The organism is Paenibacillus sp. 23TSA30-6 (genome assembly GCF_014858585.1).
Classification (GTDB): domain Bacteria; phylum Bacillota; class Bacilli; order Paenibacillales; family Paenibacillaceae; genus Paenibacillus.
In genome coordinates this window covers 1-16,609 of the sequence record NZ_SLTL01000035.1, presented here as the reverse complement: position 1 = coordinate 16,609, position 16,609 = coordinate 1, and the positions used below count along the sequence as shown (strand labels likewise).

The following is a 16,609-nucleotide window of genomic DNA, read 5'->3' as shown; positions in this document are numbered from 1 at the left end:
CCTTTATCGGAGCGCAGAGTGCGCTCCACATGCGAGACAGGGACTATATAGTATTTACTATCTGCTGCTATAACACTGCAAGCTAGTCCGCTATTAGAAAGCCTGCTTTCTCCAATGCAGCACAGGCTTCATTAATTTTGGTTTCATCCGGGGCGTGCAAGGTATGAAGGTGAATACCTCCGGTCAGTTGTGACAGATAAGTCGCTTGGGTGGAGCTGATTTTGCGGATAAAATCGTCCACCTCCTTGCGGGTTCCAACCCGAATCGGAGCAGTCAGATCACCATATACCGGATGCTCTACAATAACGTCCTGTACACTTACGCCATAGTCGACGATCAGCTTTAGTTCCTCTTCTGTCTGTTCAGGTCGGTGCTTGCACACGATAATACGTGAGGCTGGAGGGGCAGCCTGACCTGCTGGCTCCATATAAATGTATCCTTGACTTGTCGCAAGAATAGGCTCTTGGCTTGCTTTTAACAGCGAAATATCCTGTACGATTACTTGTCTGGAGACGGAAGCCCTGCGTGCGAGTTCGCTCCCGGTCAGCGGGGATTCGCTCTTAAGCCACAGTAATAGCTGTTCGCGGCGTTCCGTGCCCATCCGTTTTAAAGATTCAGTCAACGGGATAAGCTCCTTTCTTGTCTGCTTGTCAGGTCTGTTAAAATATCCACCAACACATCCAGATCTCTGGTGGTTGTTGTTCTTCCGAAGGAAATACGGATAAATTGCAATGCCTCCCGACCGGATGCTCCAAGCGCCTGTAAAGCAGGTGAAGGCTCGTGATGTCCGGCGGCACAGGCGCTTCCGGTGGATATACAGACACCGCTACGGTTACATTCCAGCATAACATATTGTCCCTCATAACCGTGAAAAAAACATCCCAGAATATGACTGAGACTGGCAATCCTATTGTTTTCCTGTATGGCCAAACGCAATGGGATTGATCTTTCCTGAATTTTGGTAAAAAAATACTCTCTCAGCGCGGCATATCGTTCCTGATGCAGTTCCATTTGTTCTGTCATCATTTCCGCTGCCGCAACAAACGCCGCAATCCCGGGAACGTTGACCGTTCCGGGGCGAAATCCGTTTTCATGCAGTGTATCAGGATACACAGGGCGCCACGGCGTTCCCGGCCTGAGATATACCGCCCCCACACCCTTGGGACCATACACTTTATGGCTTGATATAGAGATAGCGTCCACCCCCAAGGCTGCTACATCAATGGGAATATTCCCAAAGGTTTGTACTGCGTCGCTGTGCAGGAAAATACCACGATCTCGCAGCAGGGGAGACAAGGTCGCAAGATCCTGAATAAGCCCAGTTTCCGAGTTGGCGTGCTGTACGGATACAAGCCCGGTGTCTTCTCTGAGATAAGGTAAGAGATTATCACGGGTGATTCGACCTTCCTTGTCCGGCTGTACAATGGTCAGCTCATAGCCCTGCCGCTCCAGCAAAGCAGCCAGATTGTACATCGAATGGTGCTCCAGGGCGCTCATGATCCAGTGCTTTTTATGCTGTGGCAGTCCGTTCAGGATGGACTGTACAGCCAGCATGTTAGACTCCGTTCCCCCTGTTGTAAAATAAACTCCTTCCTTTTGACCTCCAATCATGTCTGCGATCCGTTGTCTGCTATAATCCAGTGCATAAGCTGCTTGACCGCCTGCATCATGGAGGCTGCTGGCATTTCCGAACATTTCCTTATTTAATGTGTTATACATATTCAAAGCTTCGTCACACATCGGTGTAGAAGCGGCATAGTCCAGATAAATCATGGCCAATCTCCCCCTCCTAAAAATAATTCCATCCAAAAAGCCTTGAGATTATTGTAGGCATGTGTAAATATAAGTGTCAAGACACTTGTAAACATATTGGTACACACAGCGCTTGTCTGTTCGTGGGAAGACGGGTCAGACAGTCGCAGAGATAATGGAGGGATTCAAATGTCTATGCTTGACGTTTTACAAGGAAATCGTGGACTCATGCCAGAGCATTATAAGACACTGACGGTTGCTGATATGGAGCAGCGTGTCGCCCATTTGAAGCAAAAATGGGGACAAAAGCTGCTTATTCCGGGCCATCACTATCAGAAGGATGAAGTTATTCAGTTTGCAGATATAACAGGGGATTCCCTTCAGCTTGCCCAAATGGCAGCACAAAATCAGGAAGCAGAATTTATTGTGTTTTGTGGAGTACATTTTATGGCAGAAACAGCGGATATGCTGACTACGGATCGGCAAACGGTCGTGCTGCCGGATATGCGCGCAGGCTGCTCGATGGCAGATATGGCGAATATGGAGCAGACAGAGCGGGCCTGGAAGCATTTGCAGGAGATGGTGGGCGACACGATCATCCCACTGACCTATGTGAATTCCACGGCAGAAATTAAAGCTTTTGTGGGGAGACATGGCGGGGCTACGGTGACCTCTTCGAATGCCAAGCAAGTGCTGGACTGGGCGCTGAAGCAGAAGGAACGCATTTTGTTTTTGCCGGATCAGCACTTGGGCCGCAACACAGCTTATGATCTTGGCATTCCGCTGAATGAAATGGCGGTGTGGAATCCAATGACCGATCAACTGGAGACGGACCGTGACCCGGCAGCCGTAAAAATTATTTTATGGAAAGGGCATTGCTCTGTTCATGAAAAATTTACAGTCGAGAATATCCATCGTATCCGTGAGCGCGACGAGAGCATCCGGGTCATCGTTCACCCTGAATGTTCACATGAGGTTGTTCAGCTTGCAGATTGCGCAGGCTCCACGAAATTCATCATCGACACGATCCATGCGGCAGAGCCGGGGACAAAATGGGCCGTTGGCACGGAAATGAATCTCGTGCAGCGTATCCGGCAGCAGTACCCCGAACAGCAGATTGAATCGCTCAATCCCGATATGTGTCCCTGCCTGACGATGAACCGGATTGATCTTCCACATCTGCTGTGGGCGATGGAGCAGATTGACCGTGGAGAGCCTGTGGGTGTGATTCGTGTCAACGATCAGGTTAGACAGGATGCTGTGCTGGCCCTGAACCGTATGCTTGCTATCCGTTAAGGGTTTTTCCAGCCTGTATCTCTATTTAAAGATTAGTCGCTTGCCTGGTTTCGTGCTATAATCGTAGCAACGAATCGAAGGAGGTGAATCCCTTGTTTGAGCTTCAGGACCTGCTCCCCTACTTATTTACGATCGGCTTGCTGTGTACGGTAACCTACGCATATCTCGCTCATTTGCACGGCAGTGTGCCCGAGTGCTGGATAGAAGGCGGGGCCGTGCGGTCGCATGCTTCTCCGCTGATGCCGTTAACTGCCCGCGGGCAGGACATGCCTATCCGGCTGGCACGTCATATCCGGCGGAAGGAAGCGCCGGATGAAGACGCGTCAGATTGTTCCCCCTCGTTGAACGATGGCACAGCCAATCAACGAGGAGGAACATATGAAACGATTCAAGGGATTCATCTTTTGGGGTAAAAAAGAACGGATATTCGGAATTATGGTAGCGCTGGCGGTGGTTATGCTGCTTTCCGGCTGCGGCGCGAATGCTGCGGAGATTAATGCACATACACCCGGATTTTTTAATCATTATGTGGTGTTCCCACTATCCTGGCTCATTCAGCAACTAGCGCAATGGTTTGGCGGAAGCTTTGGACTGGCGATCATGTCATTGACGTTAATCGTCCGTCTGGCGTTACTGCCGCTTATGATGCGCCAAACACGTGCTCAACAGGGGATGAAGCGCAAAATGAGCGCTATGCAGCCCGACTTAGACCGAGTTAAGAAGAAGTACGAAAATAAGAAGGATGCTGCCAGTCAGCAGAGTATGCAGCAGGAAATGATGTCACTTTACAAAGAGCATCAATTTAATCCGCTGAATATCGGCTGTCTGCCTATTCTCATTCAGCTACCCATATTGAGCGGTATGTACACTGCCATCCGGCTTACCCCGGAATTGGCGTCTCATTCGTTCCTATGGTTCCGACTCGGGCAGCCGGACTGGATTTTGGCAATCTTCGTCGCAGTCGTTTACTTGGCACAGGCCAAGCTATCCCAGCTTCAAATGACGGCTGAGCAACGCAAGCAGTTTGCGATCATGGGATATCTTTCGCCCATCATGATGGCTGTTTTTTCTTTTAACGCGCCTGCTGCCATGCCGTTATACTGGACGGTAAGTGGTACCTTTTTGCTGCTCCAGTCGCTATGGTTCCGTAGACGCTATCCAACGGAGGAAGCAGAGGATAAGGTCAAGCTCGGCGAAGTAACCCCAACAACTTAGAACGAGTATAGTGGCTTTAGCCTACACGTATTTAGTCACATCATGAATAGATGCCTCTTGAACCGTTAAGGTTGGAGGCATTTATTCATTTTCGGTCCTCTTCTTTTTGAACTAATCAGTTCCATCTCCCTTGAGTCAGGCCACCTGGGAAATTAGGGGGTTATATGGTATATAAGCTGAAAAGTAACTTCTAAGTTCAGCTTATATAACAATCATCCGTTTTTTATAGTATAGATTTTTAAAGTCGGGAGAGGTTATATGAACATTTCAACCCTTGAATGGCAGGAGAACCAAATTAGAGAGAGCGGCTGCTACTGCATGAGAAGTATGCAAAAAGCACCAGGATATATTCAAAAGTTGAATTGGACAGAACAGGAACTCAGTCGTGGTCTGACTTACATACAACTAAGAAAAGATAACAAGTCGGTAGGGTTTGTCGAATATACGCCGGGAGAACAGGCGTGGAGAGCTGTACATGCGGATGGCTACCTTGTGATTCATTGCTTATGGGCTGGCGTGACGGGAGCGGGTATAGGCTCTCAGCTCATTCAGCGTTGTATTGAGGACGCAGTGAAACTGGGCAAAAAAGGAGTGGCTGTTGTAACCAACTCGGATACATCGTGGGCGCCAAGTCCTGATGTTTTTCTTAAAAATGGATTTCAGCTTGCAGACAAAGCACCTCATTCTTTTCAGTTATATACGTACAAGCTTGATCCAACATTCGTTGATCCGTATTTTCCTGATAACTGGACCCAACGCTTGGAGCGTTTTGCTCAAGGATTGACCATCTTGCGAACCCGTCAATGCCCGTATCTCGAGATTGCCACACAGAATGTGATCGAAGCGGCCGAACTTTTGGGAATACAGCCTCAAATCATTCTTATGGATAACCGTCCACAACTGATGGAACTGTCTCCGACACCTTACGGTGTATTCCATGTAATTTTTAACGGAGAACTGATTTCGTATCACAGGCTGACTCCACGCTCTTTTGCTAAAAAGCTGAAATTACTTTACTCTAAAACATAATCCCCTTCATGATAGGGATAAACGAAATATGGATACAGTAAATAAAACACTATATAAGCTGAAAATGCACATTTAAAACGGTGTAGGCGGAATGGTACTGTACAAGCGAAGCAGCACGAAATACACCCGTTTTACCACGAAACGAATATTACGGAGAGGACAAATAACATCATGAAGCAAACGCAAACGAAGTTGCCTGTTTCCTTGGCATTACTTACCTGCGCAGTATGTGCGCTCGTTTTCGGTTTAATCGCATTGTGGGTCAGCGATCAACAAGTGCGGTATTTTGACCTTAGAATTATTACGGTTGTGCAACAGCTGGAATCGCCTGCTATGACTCGCTTCATGGAATTTTTCACCACCATAGGGAGTGAGGTTCCGGTTTTTATCATTCTGCTGATCGCCATGTTTGTGTTGTACAGAGTATTGGGGCATCGTAGAGAGCTGCTATTTTTAGCCATTACTGTGTTGGGCTCGGTGCTGCTGAATATGGTACTAAAAATGTTATTTCGGCGCGAACGCCCCGAGATTAATCGTATTATTGAAGCCAATGGCTACAGCTTTCCCAGCGGACACTCCATGACTGCCTTTACGATGTACGTAGCGCTCACTTTTCTCATATGGAAGCATGTCCCATCCAGGCTGGGCCGTATCCTGCTTGTTGCGGTCAGCGCGATACTGATTGTAACCATTGGGACAAGTCGTATTTATCTGGGAGTGCACTACCCGAGCGACGTACTGGGGGGTTATTTTATGAGCGGAAGCTGGATGACGGCTTGTATCTGGTTTTATCAGCGTTATGAAGAACGTATGCCACCTCTCCGCTCCAAATCGACAGCATAGCTGGAAAGGGCAAGCGTACGAACAGGAATAAAAAACAAACGGGTTGAACAAGAATGAAGTTACTTCAAAAAATGCTTGAATCAAACTCTAAAAAGAGAAAAACAGACGCGAACAGCGTCTGTTTTGTAGTCGAGAAATATGTTTGAGAACGATCAGCCTTTGACCTGCTTGGCAGGTTTGAGCCCCAGTTTATGCTCCCAATTCTCATAAAAAATAATAGCCGCCTGTATGAAGATAGCAGGAAGCTTACGGCTTCGAATGAATGTATGCACGCCGATGGCGCAGCCTGCTCCAATGAGTGCGCCTCCCCAACTGATCATAAAGCTGATACATACAGTTACAACAGCTTCTAACACTATCACCCGGCATTTTAAAGCTGAACCAGTATACAAGTAATGCCACTCCAAACAAATACGGTGCATATTGCGCCATAAAACGCATCAATCCATTCAAAAAGGCAAGGTGTTCAGCCAACCCATTGATCCAGTGAAACAAGGCATAGTCTACATTAATTAGCATGAATAAAATACTCCTTAATATCAAAAAATTGAATTACAAAGTTATATTATATAGGGATCGGACAACTAAAAGCTTAAAATTAAATAAAAAATGAATGTCATTTCCATTTATCATTTATTTTTTCTATGAAAAAAGGTGATTTTGTGGTGAAGAAGTCGGTGCTGGTGATCGATGATGAAGAGAAAATTTCCAGACTGCTTCAATTGGAGCTATCCCATGAAGGCTATATGGTCGAAATCGCCCAAAACGGCAGAGAAGGACTGGATAAGGCTTTGACGCGCACTTGGGACATTATTATTCTGGATGTAATGCTGCCTGAGATGAACGGGGTTGAGGTGTTAAGGGAGATACGGAAAATCGACAGACTTACACCTGTCATTATGGTGACCGCGCGTAACACAACAACTGATAAGGTTTCCGGTTTGGACGAGGGAGCAAATGATTATATTACGAAGCCCTTTGAAATTGAGGAGCTGTTGGCACGGATGCGGGCGAGCATGAGACATCAACCGGAGTCTGCGACGATCCCTCCACATGAAGAGAGCAAGCCCTCGTCCCGGCTTCAGGTCGATGGTTTGGTGTTAGACCGCAAGACACGGTCTGTGGTGCGTGAAGGGAAGCATATGGAGTTAACACCCAAAGAATTTGACCTGCTTCTCTACCTCATGGAGCATCAAAATCAGGTTTTGCAGCGGGATCAGATTATTCAGGATGTATGGGGATTTGATTTTGTCGGCGATACGAATGTCGTTGATGTGTATATCCGCTATGTCCGCAAAAAAATCGACCATGGCTACAAAAAGAAGCTGATCAAAACCGTACGCGGTGTAGGATATTGCATCAGGGAGGAAGAGTATTGAAGCTGCGGACGAAAATTACTTTGCTTGCTTCTATTTTAGTCCTCTCCATTCTCCTGTTTGTAGACGTAACGGTGCATTTACTGTTTGTCAAAATTGCGACCCGGAATGAAAGAGAAGTGCTGCAAAATAAATGGACTGAAATCATTGCCGAGGCCGGTCCGACCATGATCCTGAAAAATGCGTGGAGCCCCAAGCTAAAGGACGAGCTTTCAGGGGATACGATCCTGAGAGTTTTTGATCAGAAATCCCGCTTATTGTATGAAGTCAGCCGCCAGCCCCGCTTCAAGCTGGGTAATATACGTTTTAACCCTTCTCAAAGCTCGGAGCTGACGGATGTACAAGGACATAAAATTTTGGTCATCCATCTCCCGGTTCTCTCCCCGGAGGGCAATCAGGAGGGAACGCTGGAAATCGTGGAAAAATGGGATGCGCTCGAAACCAATCTCGATATTCTGAATACAATCCTAATCACATCAACCGTAGGGGCAATGTTACTTAGTCTGGTAGGCAGCACGATTTTGGCGAACGTCATATTGCTGCCTATTTCGAGCAGCATCGAGACGATGCAGGAGATTGAAAGAAGTCTGAAGTTTAAAAAGATCCCCGTTGGCAGTCATAATCATGACGAATTGTCCCAAATGACAGCCACCTTCAACCGAATGATGGGCAGGCTGGAGGAAAGCTTCCAAAGCCAGCAACAATTCGTCTCGGATGCCTCGCATGAGCTGAATACGACACTTATGATTATCGAGGGCTATGCCAACATGCTGCGGCGGTGGGGCACGCGTGACGAGGACATTTATAAAGAATCCATTCAATCCATCTATGAAGAAACACAGCGGATGCGCACCATGACACAGCAATTGCTGGCCTTGGCTTCCTCACAGCAGGGAAATCCCGAACCACATGAACGAATGGAGCTAGTTGGCTGCTGTCAGCAGGTAGTGGCTCATCTCAAGACAGTACATGATCGGCAAATTACTATTTTTAGGGATGAACCAGAAATCTGGTTGGATGCCAATCTGGCCAAAATGAAGCAGTTACTGGTTATCTTGCTCGACAATGCTCTAAAATACAGCTCGGATGAGATTGAAATCATTTTGTCCACAGAGGCAAAGCATGTCCAAATTCGAGTCAAGGATGCTGGAATCGGGATACCTGAGGGAGAGGTCAAGCGAGTGTTCGAACGATTTTACCGGGTAGACAGCTCCCGACACCGTAAAACGGGAGGAACCGGGCTGGGGTTGCCCATTGCCAAGGCTATTACAGATGCCCATCAGGGGACGATCCGGATGGAGAGTGTGGAGGGAAAAGGAAGCGAGGTCATCGTAATACTGCCGCAGAATCAACAGGAAAGGCTGTCCCTCCAGTAGACATATCTACTCGCGGAACAGCCCTTTTGTTGATTCCAGTATAGTGTGAGTGAATGGTTGAACAGCCCCTCGGGTGCTTGTCCTAAAGAACACGGCGTGCTGTAGTGTAATGGGAATTCCACCATCCTGAGTTCAGATCGGTAATCGTTACGCCGCCTTTACCAAACGTGTGCAGCAGCTTGCCATTTCCCATATAAATCGCTACATGGTGAATTGGTGAATAGAAAAAGACCAGATCGCCTTTTTGAAGCTGGCTGCGTGGCACAAAGGTACCAACGGTCGATTGTTGTCTGGACGAGCGTGGAAGCTTGATGCCATTTTGTCCAAAAACATATTGAGTGAAAGAAGAGCAATCAAAAGAATTTGTGTTGCCTGCCGGCGCTCCATGCTGATAACGTACGCCCATGAACTCGGAACCCGTAGCAATAACCCGATTAGCTTTGTTCGCGGAAGCCGCATGAATGGTATCTGGTCCTACAACGAAGCTGCCTGCACTGAAAGCCAATGTCATCGTAACGCAAATGCCCATCCATAATTTTTTAGTAGTATGTTTTTTCATGATGTTCCTCCGTTATCTCGTATTTTGTTGATGTCCTGAAATGACAATAACATAAATAAAATATCCGGAATTTACCACTCAAGGTTACAATCCTGTTACCCCAACGCTTTGCCCTGATTTATTAGAAAACGATGAGAATTTTCTCCTTAATTCTGGATTGACAAAATGTACAGCTTCCCCTTATCACTGGGCCTGTATGACAAAAACCGACTTGAAGACGATTCGCACAAGCAATGATGCAAAATATACATACCTATATACTACATTTATAACTTGTACGGGAGTAGGCTCAAGCTCCCGTCTTATTGTAATAGTCACACTGTATTTCCGGTCAGGAAGGGGAATTCACATGGCTCCAAAGCAGGATAAAACGATCAAAAGCCAACGTCTGACCATTGTTCAGGTCATTTCTAACTTTCCAAATGCACAGCCGGTGCCCTCCATTAAGGGCGGAACGGAAAAGATTGTGTATGAATTAACAGAGGAACTGGTAAAACGGGGGCATCATGTATCTCTTTTTGCCGCCCGTGGGAGTAAGAGCAGCGCCCGGTTGATTACCTATCCCAAGGGCTTGAAGCATGGTCAAATCCCCCAATTCGTATTAAAGCATATGCCTCCCGGAACGCAAATGATTCATGATCATACCTTTCGTTCGGCTATGGGAAACAGAAAGCTTCCTTGTCCGGCAGTATCCACGGTTCATCTTCCTGTGAAGAAGCATGGCAACAATCCGGTATATGTTAGCAAGCGGGCACGGCAGTTGATGGGCGAGGGAAAAGGCTATTATGTATATAACGGCATCAACACACATGATTACGAGTTTAGCGACAAAAAGCACGGCTATTTACTGTTCATGGGCAGAATAATACGGAATAAAGGCGTTTTGCAGGCCATTCAGGTTGCAGAACAAACAGGAAAAAGGCTGCTGATTGCCGGACCGATCAAAGCTCCGGTTTTTTTTCGCCAGGAGATTCAAAAACGGATTCAGCGCAATCCCAATATCCGTTATATAGGAGCAGTGGGGGGCCAACAGAAGCAAAAGCTACTCAAGCACGCGGAGTGTCTGTTGTTTCCGACATTGTGGGAAGAGCCGTTTGGACTTGTGATGGTGGAGGCGATGGCTTGCGGGACACCTGTGCTGGCTTTGAAAAACGGTTCGGTTCCCGAGGTGCTGGCAGGCTTTCCGCAGCTGATTTGCAAGTCGGTTGGCCAGATGGTACTAAAGGTGCGGCAAAAAAACTATCCGTCTCCAGCCAAGCTTCGCTTGTATGTCATGCAAAGATTTACCAACAAGCAGATGACCGATAAATATTTGAAGCTGTACCGTGAAATCATTCGCCGGGAAGGAAAGAGGAACGGGGCATCGAGAGCCTAAACGGAGGTGGAGGGAATGAGGGTCAAAAAGCATATGCTTGGGAAGGGTTCCCCCTGGGCTACTCCTTATTATATAGCGACTGAGGGACAGGGAGGGCCGCATGTGATGGTGGTTGCGGGCATACACGGCAAGGAAATGGCAAGCATTCGGGCCGCTGAGAAGCTGGTGGAGCTGTTGAATCAACAGAAGCTGCGGCTCAGCCAAGGCAAGCTCATGATCATACCCATTGTGAACCAGGTGGCCTACCGCAAGCGGATCAGAGGTGTGCCTGATCTGAACAGGACCTTTCCGCGTACGAAAAAGAAAGCGGCCACGCAACCGTTGGCAGCGGCTGTGTTCGAACTGGCACGAAAGCATCGACCCGAATGGTACCTGGATCTGCACGAAGCCAACGGATTATCTCAAAAGGATGCCAAGGTGCTTGGTCAGACGTTGATTACCAATAGCGGCAATCCGGCGGTCCCTACGGTGCACCGGATTATAAAGCGAATGAATTGTTCCATCAAGGTGAAAGACCAATATTTCAACATTCGGCTGCGCGAGCTTCCAGGTTCCTCTCGAACGGCGGCAGCCCGTATTTTAGGAGCGCGCTCGGTTACCGTGGAAACAGGCTGGAGTCTGCCCAAGAAAGTGCGCATAAATTATCATATGCAGATCGTACAGCATTTTTTGAGAGAAGCAGGGATGATGAAGACTAACGGAGTATATTTATCCGCTCAGGTCAGAGGTGTAGGTGTAACCTAGCCAGGCAAAACATTACAACGCAAAATCGCTCCTGAAGCAAGGGAAGTTTATTCCCCTGACTACAGAAGCGATTATTTGTTTGGTGGTTTCATGAAGGAGTAGTTACGTTAGTAAGTCCTACTGTAATGTCGTCAGGAGTCAGATTTATAGAAGGCACTCACCAAACTGTTGCCCAAACGTACCTCGATCAGTTCCAGCGACGTATCCAGACTGGCCTTGATGGTATGATACGTATCCGTTGGGATGCTGAACACGGAGCCGCTTGCCGCCGAAAACCGTTCCCCATTCAGCATGACCTCTCCCCGGCCGGAAACAATCGTCCACACTTTAAGCCCGCTGCCGTGGATACGGCCATTCAGGCGTTGATCTGGCAGTACCGTCAAGCGTATAGCCAGGATATCGTTCAGGCTACGGTGATCGAACTCGTCCAGCACACGATAGCTGCCCCAAGCGGTTTCACCATGCATAGGATATAGCGGAAGCGCCCCTAGCTGCTCCTTGATCGCATGGGCATAGCTCTTGGCGGCAATGAGGATGCCGTCAGGACTGGCAGCAGCGATAATATTCTCGACGCCAATGACATGAAGCGGATAGGGCAGTTCATTGACGATATGCGTTCCTTGAGCGGGACCGCAGATCTGTCCGCGCCCGATCACCCGGCTGCCGAGCTGTTCCGTTAACGCCTGCCAACTTCCGATATCACACCATTCACCATCGTAAGGCAGGACAACGGCATGTTTGGCACGCCCCGCGACCTCCTCGTCGAAGCTGCGAACAGGGAGGTCGTCATACATTGCGCACAGCTCCTTATCATTCAGCGGCAAATCGCAGCGCTTCATACAGGACAGCATATATCTCAGCGTAAAAGCGTAGATGCCGCAGTTCCACAATGCACCTTGGCTAATGAGCTGCTGTGCCCCGATGCGAGCCGGCTTCTCTGTGAAGCGGGCAACCAACGCATAAGAAGCCTTATGCGCCCGTGTTATCTCCTGATCCGGCACGATATAGCCGTATTGGTCAGAGGGATGGCTGGGCCTTGTCCCAAGCATGGCCAGATCAGCTCCACTATCGAGCAGCAGGTCGGGGAGCGCTGCCACACTGTGAAAGAAATCCTCTCCTGCAAACATATCGGCCGGAGCGATACAGAGGATTTCGTTCAATCCTGTACCTCTGGTGTGCAAATAAGCAGCCGCGAGCGCAGCAGCGGTGAAGGTGCCCCGCTTGGCAGGCTCACCCAGAACAGGCAGACGACTTTCCGTATGGCGAAAGGCTAGATTTACCTGATTCCGGTGAGCCAGCAGCAGGGCAGAGGCATCCAGTCCGGCCACAGTAAGCTGACGATACACCCGGCCAAGCATGGATTCTTTCTGCCCGTCCGGGGCAGGCAAGAGCCGGAGAAACAGCTTCGAGCGGATATCGTTGGACAACGGCCACAGCCGTTTTCCAGCACCGCCGCATAACAGAACAATGCGCACAGGCGCTTCCTCCTTCGATTTCAGATCTATTTTGGATCATGAGTTGAAACCATGTTGAGCGCTTTCGTTTTCACAGATGCTTCCGTTTTCCTTTTAGCTGCCAGCTGATACACCTTGCGTTGATGAAAAGATAAGGAACGGTGGCTTTTAGCGCATGTATCCAGTTGTTTTTGTGACAGGGAGTCCGCTCGACTATGAAGCCCTTTATTGAGTGACTTGCGTAAAATCATTCGGGAGGGATCACTGCTGTAGAGGTGGTTGGCATATGTTTCATATTCAGAAAATCCAAACTGCTTCGTCCGGTCTATACTGCGGATAATCGCTTTGTACCAGGGAATCCCGTGGCGGGCTTCAATGACTTGCTTGAGCCGGGTGAGCCGTGCTTTTTCAAACAGCATATAGTGGGTAACAAAGGACTTTGGTGAAGGGGCCTTAACGCCCATCAGCTTGTGGTAGGTGCGGAAATACTCCGGCTGGCTCCAGGTGCGATAGTAAAATATTGTCTTGCCGTCTTTGCGGAACACATGTGGACGAATCAGGACGGTATCTGCGTCAATGACCAGAAAAAAAGAGGCTTTGCTGATTTTGTCACCGTTCATTTTAAGCAATTGCTGATACAGCCAGCCTGAGCGATCCCAACGCGTTGTTCCGTAGCGAATATCCTTTTTCGTGATGGGCAGAACGGTCTTTTCGTCTACAAACGTACACTTCTTGTGTGCGCACAGACGGCGGAGTCCGGCACTTTGCGGTGAAATGATATAAATGGTTCCAATCCGGTGCTGCACGTGACGGCGCAGGCTGTCAATCACCAGTGGAAGCGTGGCGATATCCTTATCAATTGCAGGAATCAGAACATCTATCGTTAGGGAACCTTTCCGTTGCCCATCCGATTGCGCTGACATGTTATTCACTCCCTATTTATGCAAAATGTACGCGTTCGGCGTCTTATATTATTGTATGTACGGACAGGCGCTTTCGACCGGGCAAGGCCAGTCGTCCATTTATATGCGGAATAGGGCTGATGGCGCTTTCGGATGGGGATTTGGTGCATACGATGGATTGTTCTTTTCATACAGGAGCGTTCTACCCTGACAGCAGAGAGGAGAGGGGCAAGTGAAATTTTCACAAGCGCAGGCCTTGCGCAGCAAGTGGCACAAAACCAAATTGCTGCTCCAGCATCGCGGCATCAAGCCTTTTATACCGAATACTCAAAAATACAACAAAGCAAATCTGAAGTCGATGCTGGAGCAATACGGCATGGTTTATGTAAAACCTGAGCGAGGCACGTTTGGCAAAGGTGTGATGAGAGTAGAGCAGGAGGAAGGACAACGTTTTGCCTATCAGTATGAGGAAAAGCGTCTGGAGTTCAAAAGTTTGGAGGGCCTGTTTACCAGTCTGTCGAAGAAAACGGGCAAGCAAAGCTATCTCATTCAAAAAGGCATCCATTTACTGCGGCATCAGAAGCGTTATTTTGATATCCGGGTCATGGTGCAGCGCAATGCAAAAGGGCCATGGGAATCTACCGGAATTATTGGTCGGCTCGGTCATCCCCGCAAAATTGTAACCAACTATCATAGCGGCGGCAAGCCGATGGCACTGGAGCAACTGCTGGAATCCCATTTAACCAAAAGCAAGCAGGCTGAACTGGTAAAAAAATTGAATGAACTGGGCATCACCATTGCGACACATCTACAAAAAACATATCCAAATTTCCGGCAAATTGGAGTGGACATCGGGCTGGATCGCGGCTTTACCCCGTGGATTATTGAGGTGAATACGAAGCCGGACCCGTATATTTTTAACCAATTAAAAGATAAGTCTATGTATCGGAAAGTGTTAAGGTATTGGCAACTTGCCAATGAAAAGAAGAAAATCATCGTCCCGGTCAAAGATAAAATCAAAGATAAAGACCTTAAGAAAGCAAAAACTTCATGACGAAGAATGAATTTCTTAAATAACATAAAGCCAGACTATATGTAGAAATCAAAGGATGAATGTTCCATGAATTCATCCTTTTTATATACCTGATTTTTCGGGTTTCCTTTCCGTGAGCGTAAAAAACAACTCAACGAATTTGATGTAATGAAAAAAGTGGAATTGGAAAAGCGGCTCAACCTTATAATCAGTGCTTGACAGCTACCCGAGCATCCGATAACGGTTACATTCGATGAGAATGCCTGCTTTATAGCGGCTGCAATTTCGTGTGAAGTAATGGCGACGTTGAAAGGCTTTAATACGATTATGGCGACCTTCTACGGTCCCATTGGTCCATCGGCATTGATGATAGTTCACGATTTCCACTTTCCAATTACGCATCGTCTTAAGCACACTTCGGACAGCAGCATGGTCAAGTTGATCGCCTCGCGCTCACACCAACGCTCAAATCCCAGTTTGGCAACGACAAAGCTCGGTGAGCAGTCATACCAAGTCGTGAACGCTTCTTTCCACGCCCATACGCTGCGGAGCAGCACAGAGTAGTTCAGCAGCAGTTCCAGCCGTTTTCTACTTTCTTCATCCAACGATTCCATAGGCGGATTTAGCAAGCGATGATGGGTTTTCAAATAGGTCTTCGCCCGTGGAGTTAACGTGTTCTGGACGGTTTTTCGAACTTCCTGCACGCTTTCAATCACATAACTGTGCACATGAAACCGATCGGCAATACGAATCGCACTCGGAAGGCATTCACTGATCCAAGTATGGTACGCCTTAGCTAAATCCATGACCACCGCTTTGGGCTTCAACAGAAGAAAGTCTGAATGGTTGCTCGCATACGTCCGCAAGTCTTCCAACTTTTGGCCCGGTAGCAGGTCTAGCATCGCTTCGCCTTTGAGATTGTGAATGCCCGTGTTGTACGTATGACCTTTCTTTATGCAAAGTCATCAACACCTAATACCAGTACTACTTCCTTTGCGAATGACGTTTTGATTGGACTTACAAATGGCGCAGCGCTGTTTATACCCTATCGGTACGCCTCTAATGTGAAGTTCTTTGGTATCAATGGACAAAATTTGGTGAACCTGTAGCTCTGGTAAGTCGAGCATTTCATTGATATATTTAGTCTGCATCAGTTTATTCCTTTTGTTGTTTGTGGGGACTTACAACATTACAGGGGTTTGAGCGTGTTTTTTCTTATCTTGATTAAATGGGGCAATTGTTTTGTTTTGTTGTTTTTTTATCTGTTGTTTCTAATGCTTTATAAATATTTGTGGGTTCTGTTGCAAAGTTGAAAATTAAAAATAGGATTTATGATATGTAGCTATAGATGACATGTAGTTAGATACTTTTAGACAGACCAGTTATCGCTGGCGATACAAGTCAGATACTTTTTAAAACCTCTAATTTGCGTTTTAAGCCATTTTGACTATCTAAGTTGTTAAAATATATATAGTTGGAAATAGATGTTGTTTAAGAACGTGTCTGAGCGATTCTGTGAGGAGTTTTAACGACGAATGGGTTTGAGGAACCTCTCTGAACGACATAATTTTATTTTAGGAGCCATTCCTGTAATGAATTAATTTGAGGTTTGAAACAAAAAAGCGCCTCCTGTATGCTGGGTCTGGAATGCAGTC

The 16,609-nt window shown here is 47.5% G+C and carries 16 protein-coding genes and 1 pseudogene; 10 read left to right on the top strand and 7 right to left on the bottom strand.

Annotated elements, in window-relative coordinates; translation table 11 throughout:
* Positions 1-82: 82 nt before the first annotated feature.
* Both E0698_RS23020 and E0698_RS23015 read right to left on the bottom strand, forming a co-directional pair.
* On the bottom strand, positions 83-622 hold the full coding sequence (locus E0698_RS23020) for a transcription repressor NadR (protein ID WP_149094045.1): 540 nt from the start codon (positions 620-622) through the stop codon (positions 83-85).
* Positions 619-1,773 (bottom strand): IscS subfamily cysteine desulfurase, encoded by a 1,155-nt coding sequence (locus E0698_RS23015; protein WP_192513028.1) that lies wholly within the window; start codon positions 1,771-1,773, stop codon positions 619-621. The genes E0698_RS23020 and E0698_RS23015 overlap by 4 nt, the downstream gene beginning before the upstream one ends.
* A 168-nt stretch (positions 1,774-1,941) precedes the next feature.
* On the opposite strand from E0698_RS23015, the gene nadA reads away from it, so the two are divergent.
* The 5 genes from nadA (at position 1,942) to E0698_RS22990 (ending at position 6,135) form a co-directional block, all read left to right on the top strand.
* Positions 1,942-3,048: a quinolinate synthase NadA gene (gene nadA / locus E0698_RS23010; RefSeq protein ID WP_192513021.1), complete on the top strand. Its 1,107-nt coding sequence runs from the start codon at positions 1,942-1,944 to the stop codon at positions 3,046-3,048.
* A gap of 92 nt (positions 3,049-3,140) precedes the next feature.
* A complete protein-coding gene (locus E0698_RS23005; RefSeq protein WP_192513020.1) occupies positions 3,141-3,461 on the top strand; it encodes a hypothetical protein in 321 nt (106 codons plus the stop codon).
* Complete coding sequence (yidC, locus tag E0698_RS23000; RefSeq protein ID WP_192513019.1) at positions 3,427-4,263, top strand: membrane protein insertase YidC; 837 nt, start codon at positions 3,427-3,429, stop codon at positions 4,261-4,263. The genes E0698_RS23005 and yidC overlap by 35 nt, the downstream gene beginning before the upstream one ends.
* Before the next feature lie 258 nt (positions 4,264-4,521).
* Positions 4,522-5,292, top strand: coding sequence for a GNAT family N-acetyltransferase (locus E0698_RS22995; protein WP_192513018.1), 771 nt, complete (start codon positions 4,522-4,524; stop codon positions 5,290-5,292).
* Positions 5,293-5,463: 171 nt separating this feature from the next.
* The gene (locus E0698_RS22990; protein WP_192513017.1) at positions 5,464-6,135 is read left to right on the top strand and encodes a phosphatase PAP2 family protein; all 672 of its coding nucleotides are present in this window, start codon (positions 5,464-5,466) and stop codon (positions 6,133-6,135) included.
* Between the two features lie 152 nt (positions 6,136-6,287).
* On the opposite strand, the gene E0698_RS27140 is transcribed toward E0698_RS22990, so the two are convergent.
* A complete protein-coding gene (locus E0698_RS27140) occupies positions 6,288-6,497 on the bottom strand; it encodes a hypothetical protein (RefSeq protein WP_238354110.1) in 210 nt (69 codons plus the stop codon).
* A 303-nt stretch (positions 6,498-6,800) separates the two neighbouring features.
* On the opposite strand from E0698_RS27140, the gene E0698_RS22980 reads away from it, so the two are divergent.
* Together E0698_RS22980 and E0698_RS22975 are read left to right on the top strand one after the other, a co-directional pair.
* Positions 6,801-7,514 (top strand): response regulator transcription factor, encoded by a 714-nt coding sequence (locus tag E0698_RS22980; RefSeq protein ID WP_337916443.1) that lies wholly within the window; start codon positions 6,801-6,803, stop codon positions 7,512-7,514.
* Positions 7,511-8,887, top strand: coding sequence for a sensor histidine kinase (locus E0698_RS22975; RefSeq protein ID WP_192513015.1), 1,377 nt, complete (start codon positions 7,511-7,513; stop codon positions 8,885-8,887). Before E0698_RS22980 ends, E0698_RS22975 begins: the two co-directional genes overlap by 4 nt.
* 82 nt (positions 8,888-8,969) lie before the next feature.
* Here the strand turns inward: E0698_RS22975 and E0698_RS22970 are convergent, their stop codons facing one another.
* Positions 8,970-9,446: a C40 family peptidase gene (locus E0698_RS22970; protein ID WP_149094038.1), complete on the bottom strand. Its 477-nt coding sequence runs from the start codon at positions 9,444-9,446 to the stop codon at positions 8,970-8,972.
* A gap of 349 nt (positions 9,447-9,795) precedes the next feature.
* Here E0698_RS22970 and E0698_RS22965 point away from each other — a divergent pair, with 349 nt between their 5' ends.
* The gene (locus E0698_RS22965; RefSeq protein ID WP_192513014.1) at positions 9,796-10,821 is read left to right on the top strand and encodes a glycosyltransferase; all 1,026 of its coding nucleotides are present in this window, start codon (positions 9,796-9,798) and stop codon (positions 10,819-10,821) included.
* Between the two features lie 15 nt (positions 10,822-10,836).
* Positions 10,837-11,565 carry a succinylglutamate desuccinylase/aspartoacylase family protein gene (locus tag E0698_RS22960; RefSeq protein WP_192513013.1) on the top strand — a complete coding sequence of 243 codons (729 nt, stop codon included), beginning with the start codon at positions 10,837-10,839 and terminating at the stop codon, positions 11,563-11,565.
* Positions 11,566-11,696: 131 nt separating this feature from the next.
* On the opposite strand, the gene E0698_RS22955 is transcribed toward E0698_RS22960, so the two are convergent.
* Together E0698_RS22955 and E0698_RS22950 are read right to left on the bottom strand one after the other, a co-directional pair.
* Positions 11,697-13,040 (bottom strand): sugar phosphate nucleotidyltransferase, encoded by a 1,344-nt coding sequence (locus E0698_RS22955; RefSeq protein ID WP_192513012.1) that lies wholly within the window; start codon positions 13,038-13,040, stop codon positions 11,697-11,699.
* Positions 13,041-13,066: 26 nt separating this feature from the next.
* Positions 13,067-13,942 carry a DUF6492 family protein gene (locus E0698_RS22950; RefSeq protein ID WP_192513011.1) on the bottom strand — a complete coding sequence of 292 codons (876 nt, stop codon included), beginning with the start codon at positions 13,940-13,942 and terminating at the stop codon, positions 13,067-13,069.
* 211 nt (positions 13,943-14,153) lie between these two features.
* Here E0698_RS22950 and E0698_RS22945 point away from each other — a divergent pair, with 211 nt between their 5' ends.
* Positions 14,154-14,975 (top strand): YheC/YheD family protein, encoded by an 822-nt coding sequence (locus E0698_RS22945; RefSeq protein ID WP_192513010.1) that lies wholly within the window; start codon positions 14,154-14,156, stop codon positions 14,973-14,975.
* Positions 14,976-15,176: 201 nt separating this feature from the next.
* Here the strand turns inward: E0698_RS22945 and E0698_RS27735 are convergent.
* Positions 15,177-16,105: pseudogene (locus E0698_RS27735) on the bottom strand (ISL3 family transposase).
* Positions 16,106-16,609 lie beyond the last annotated feature (504 nt).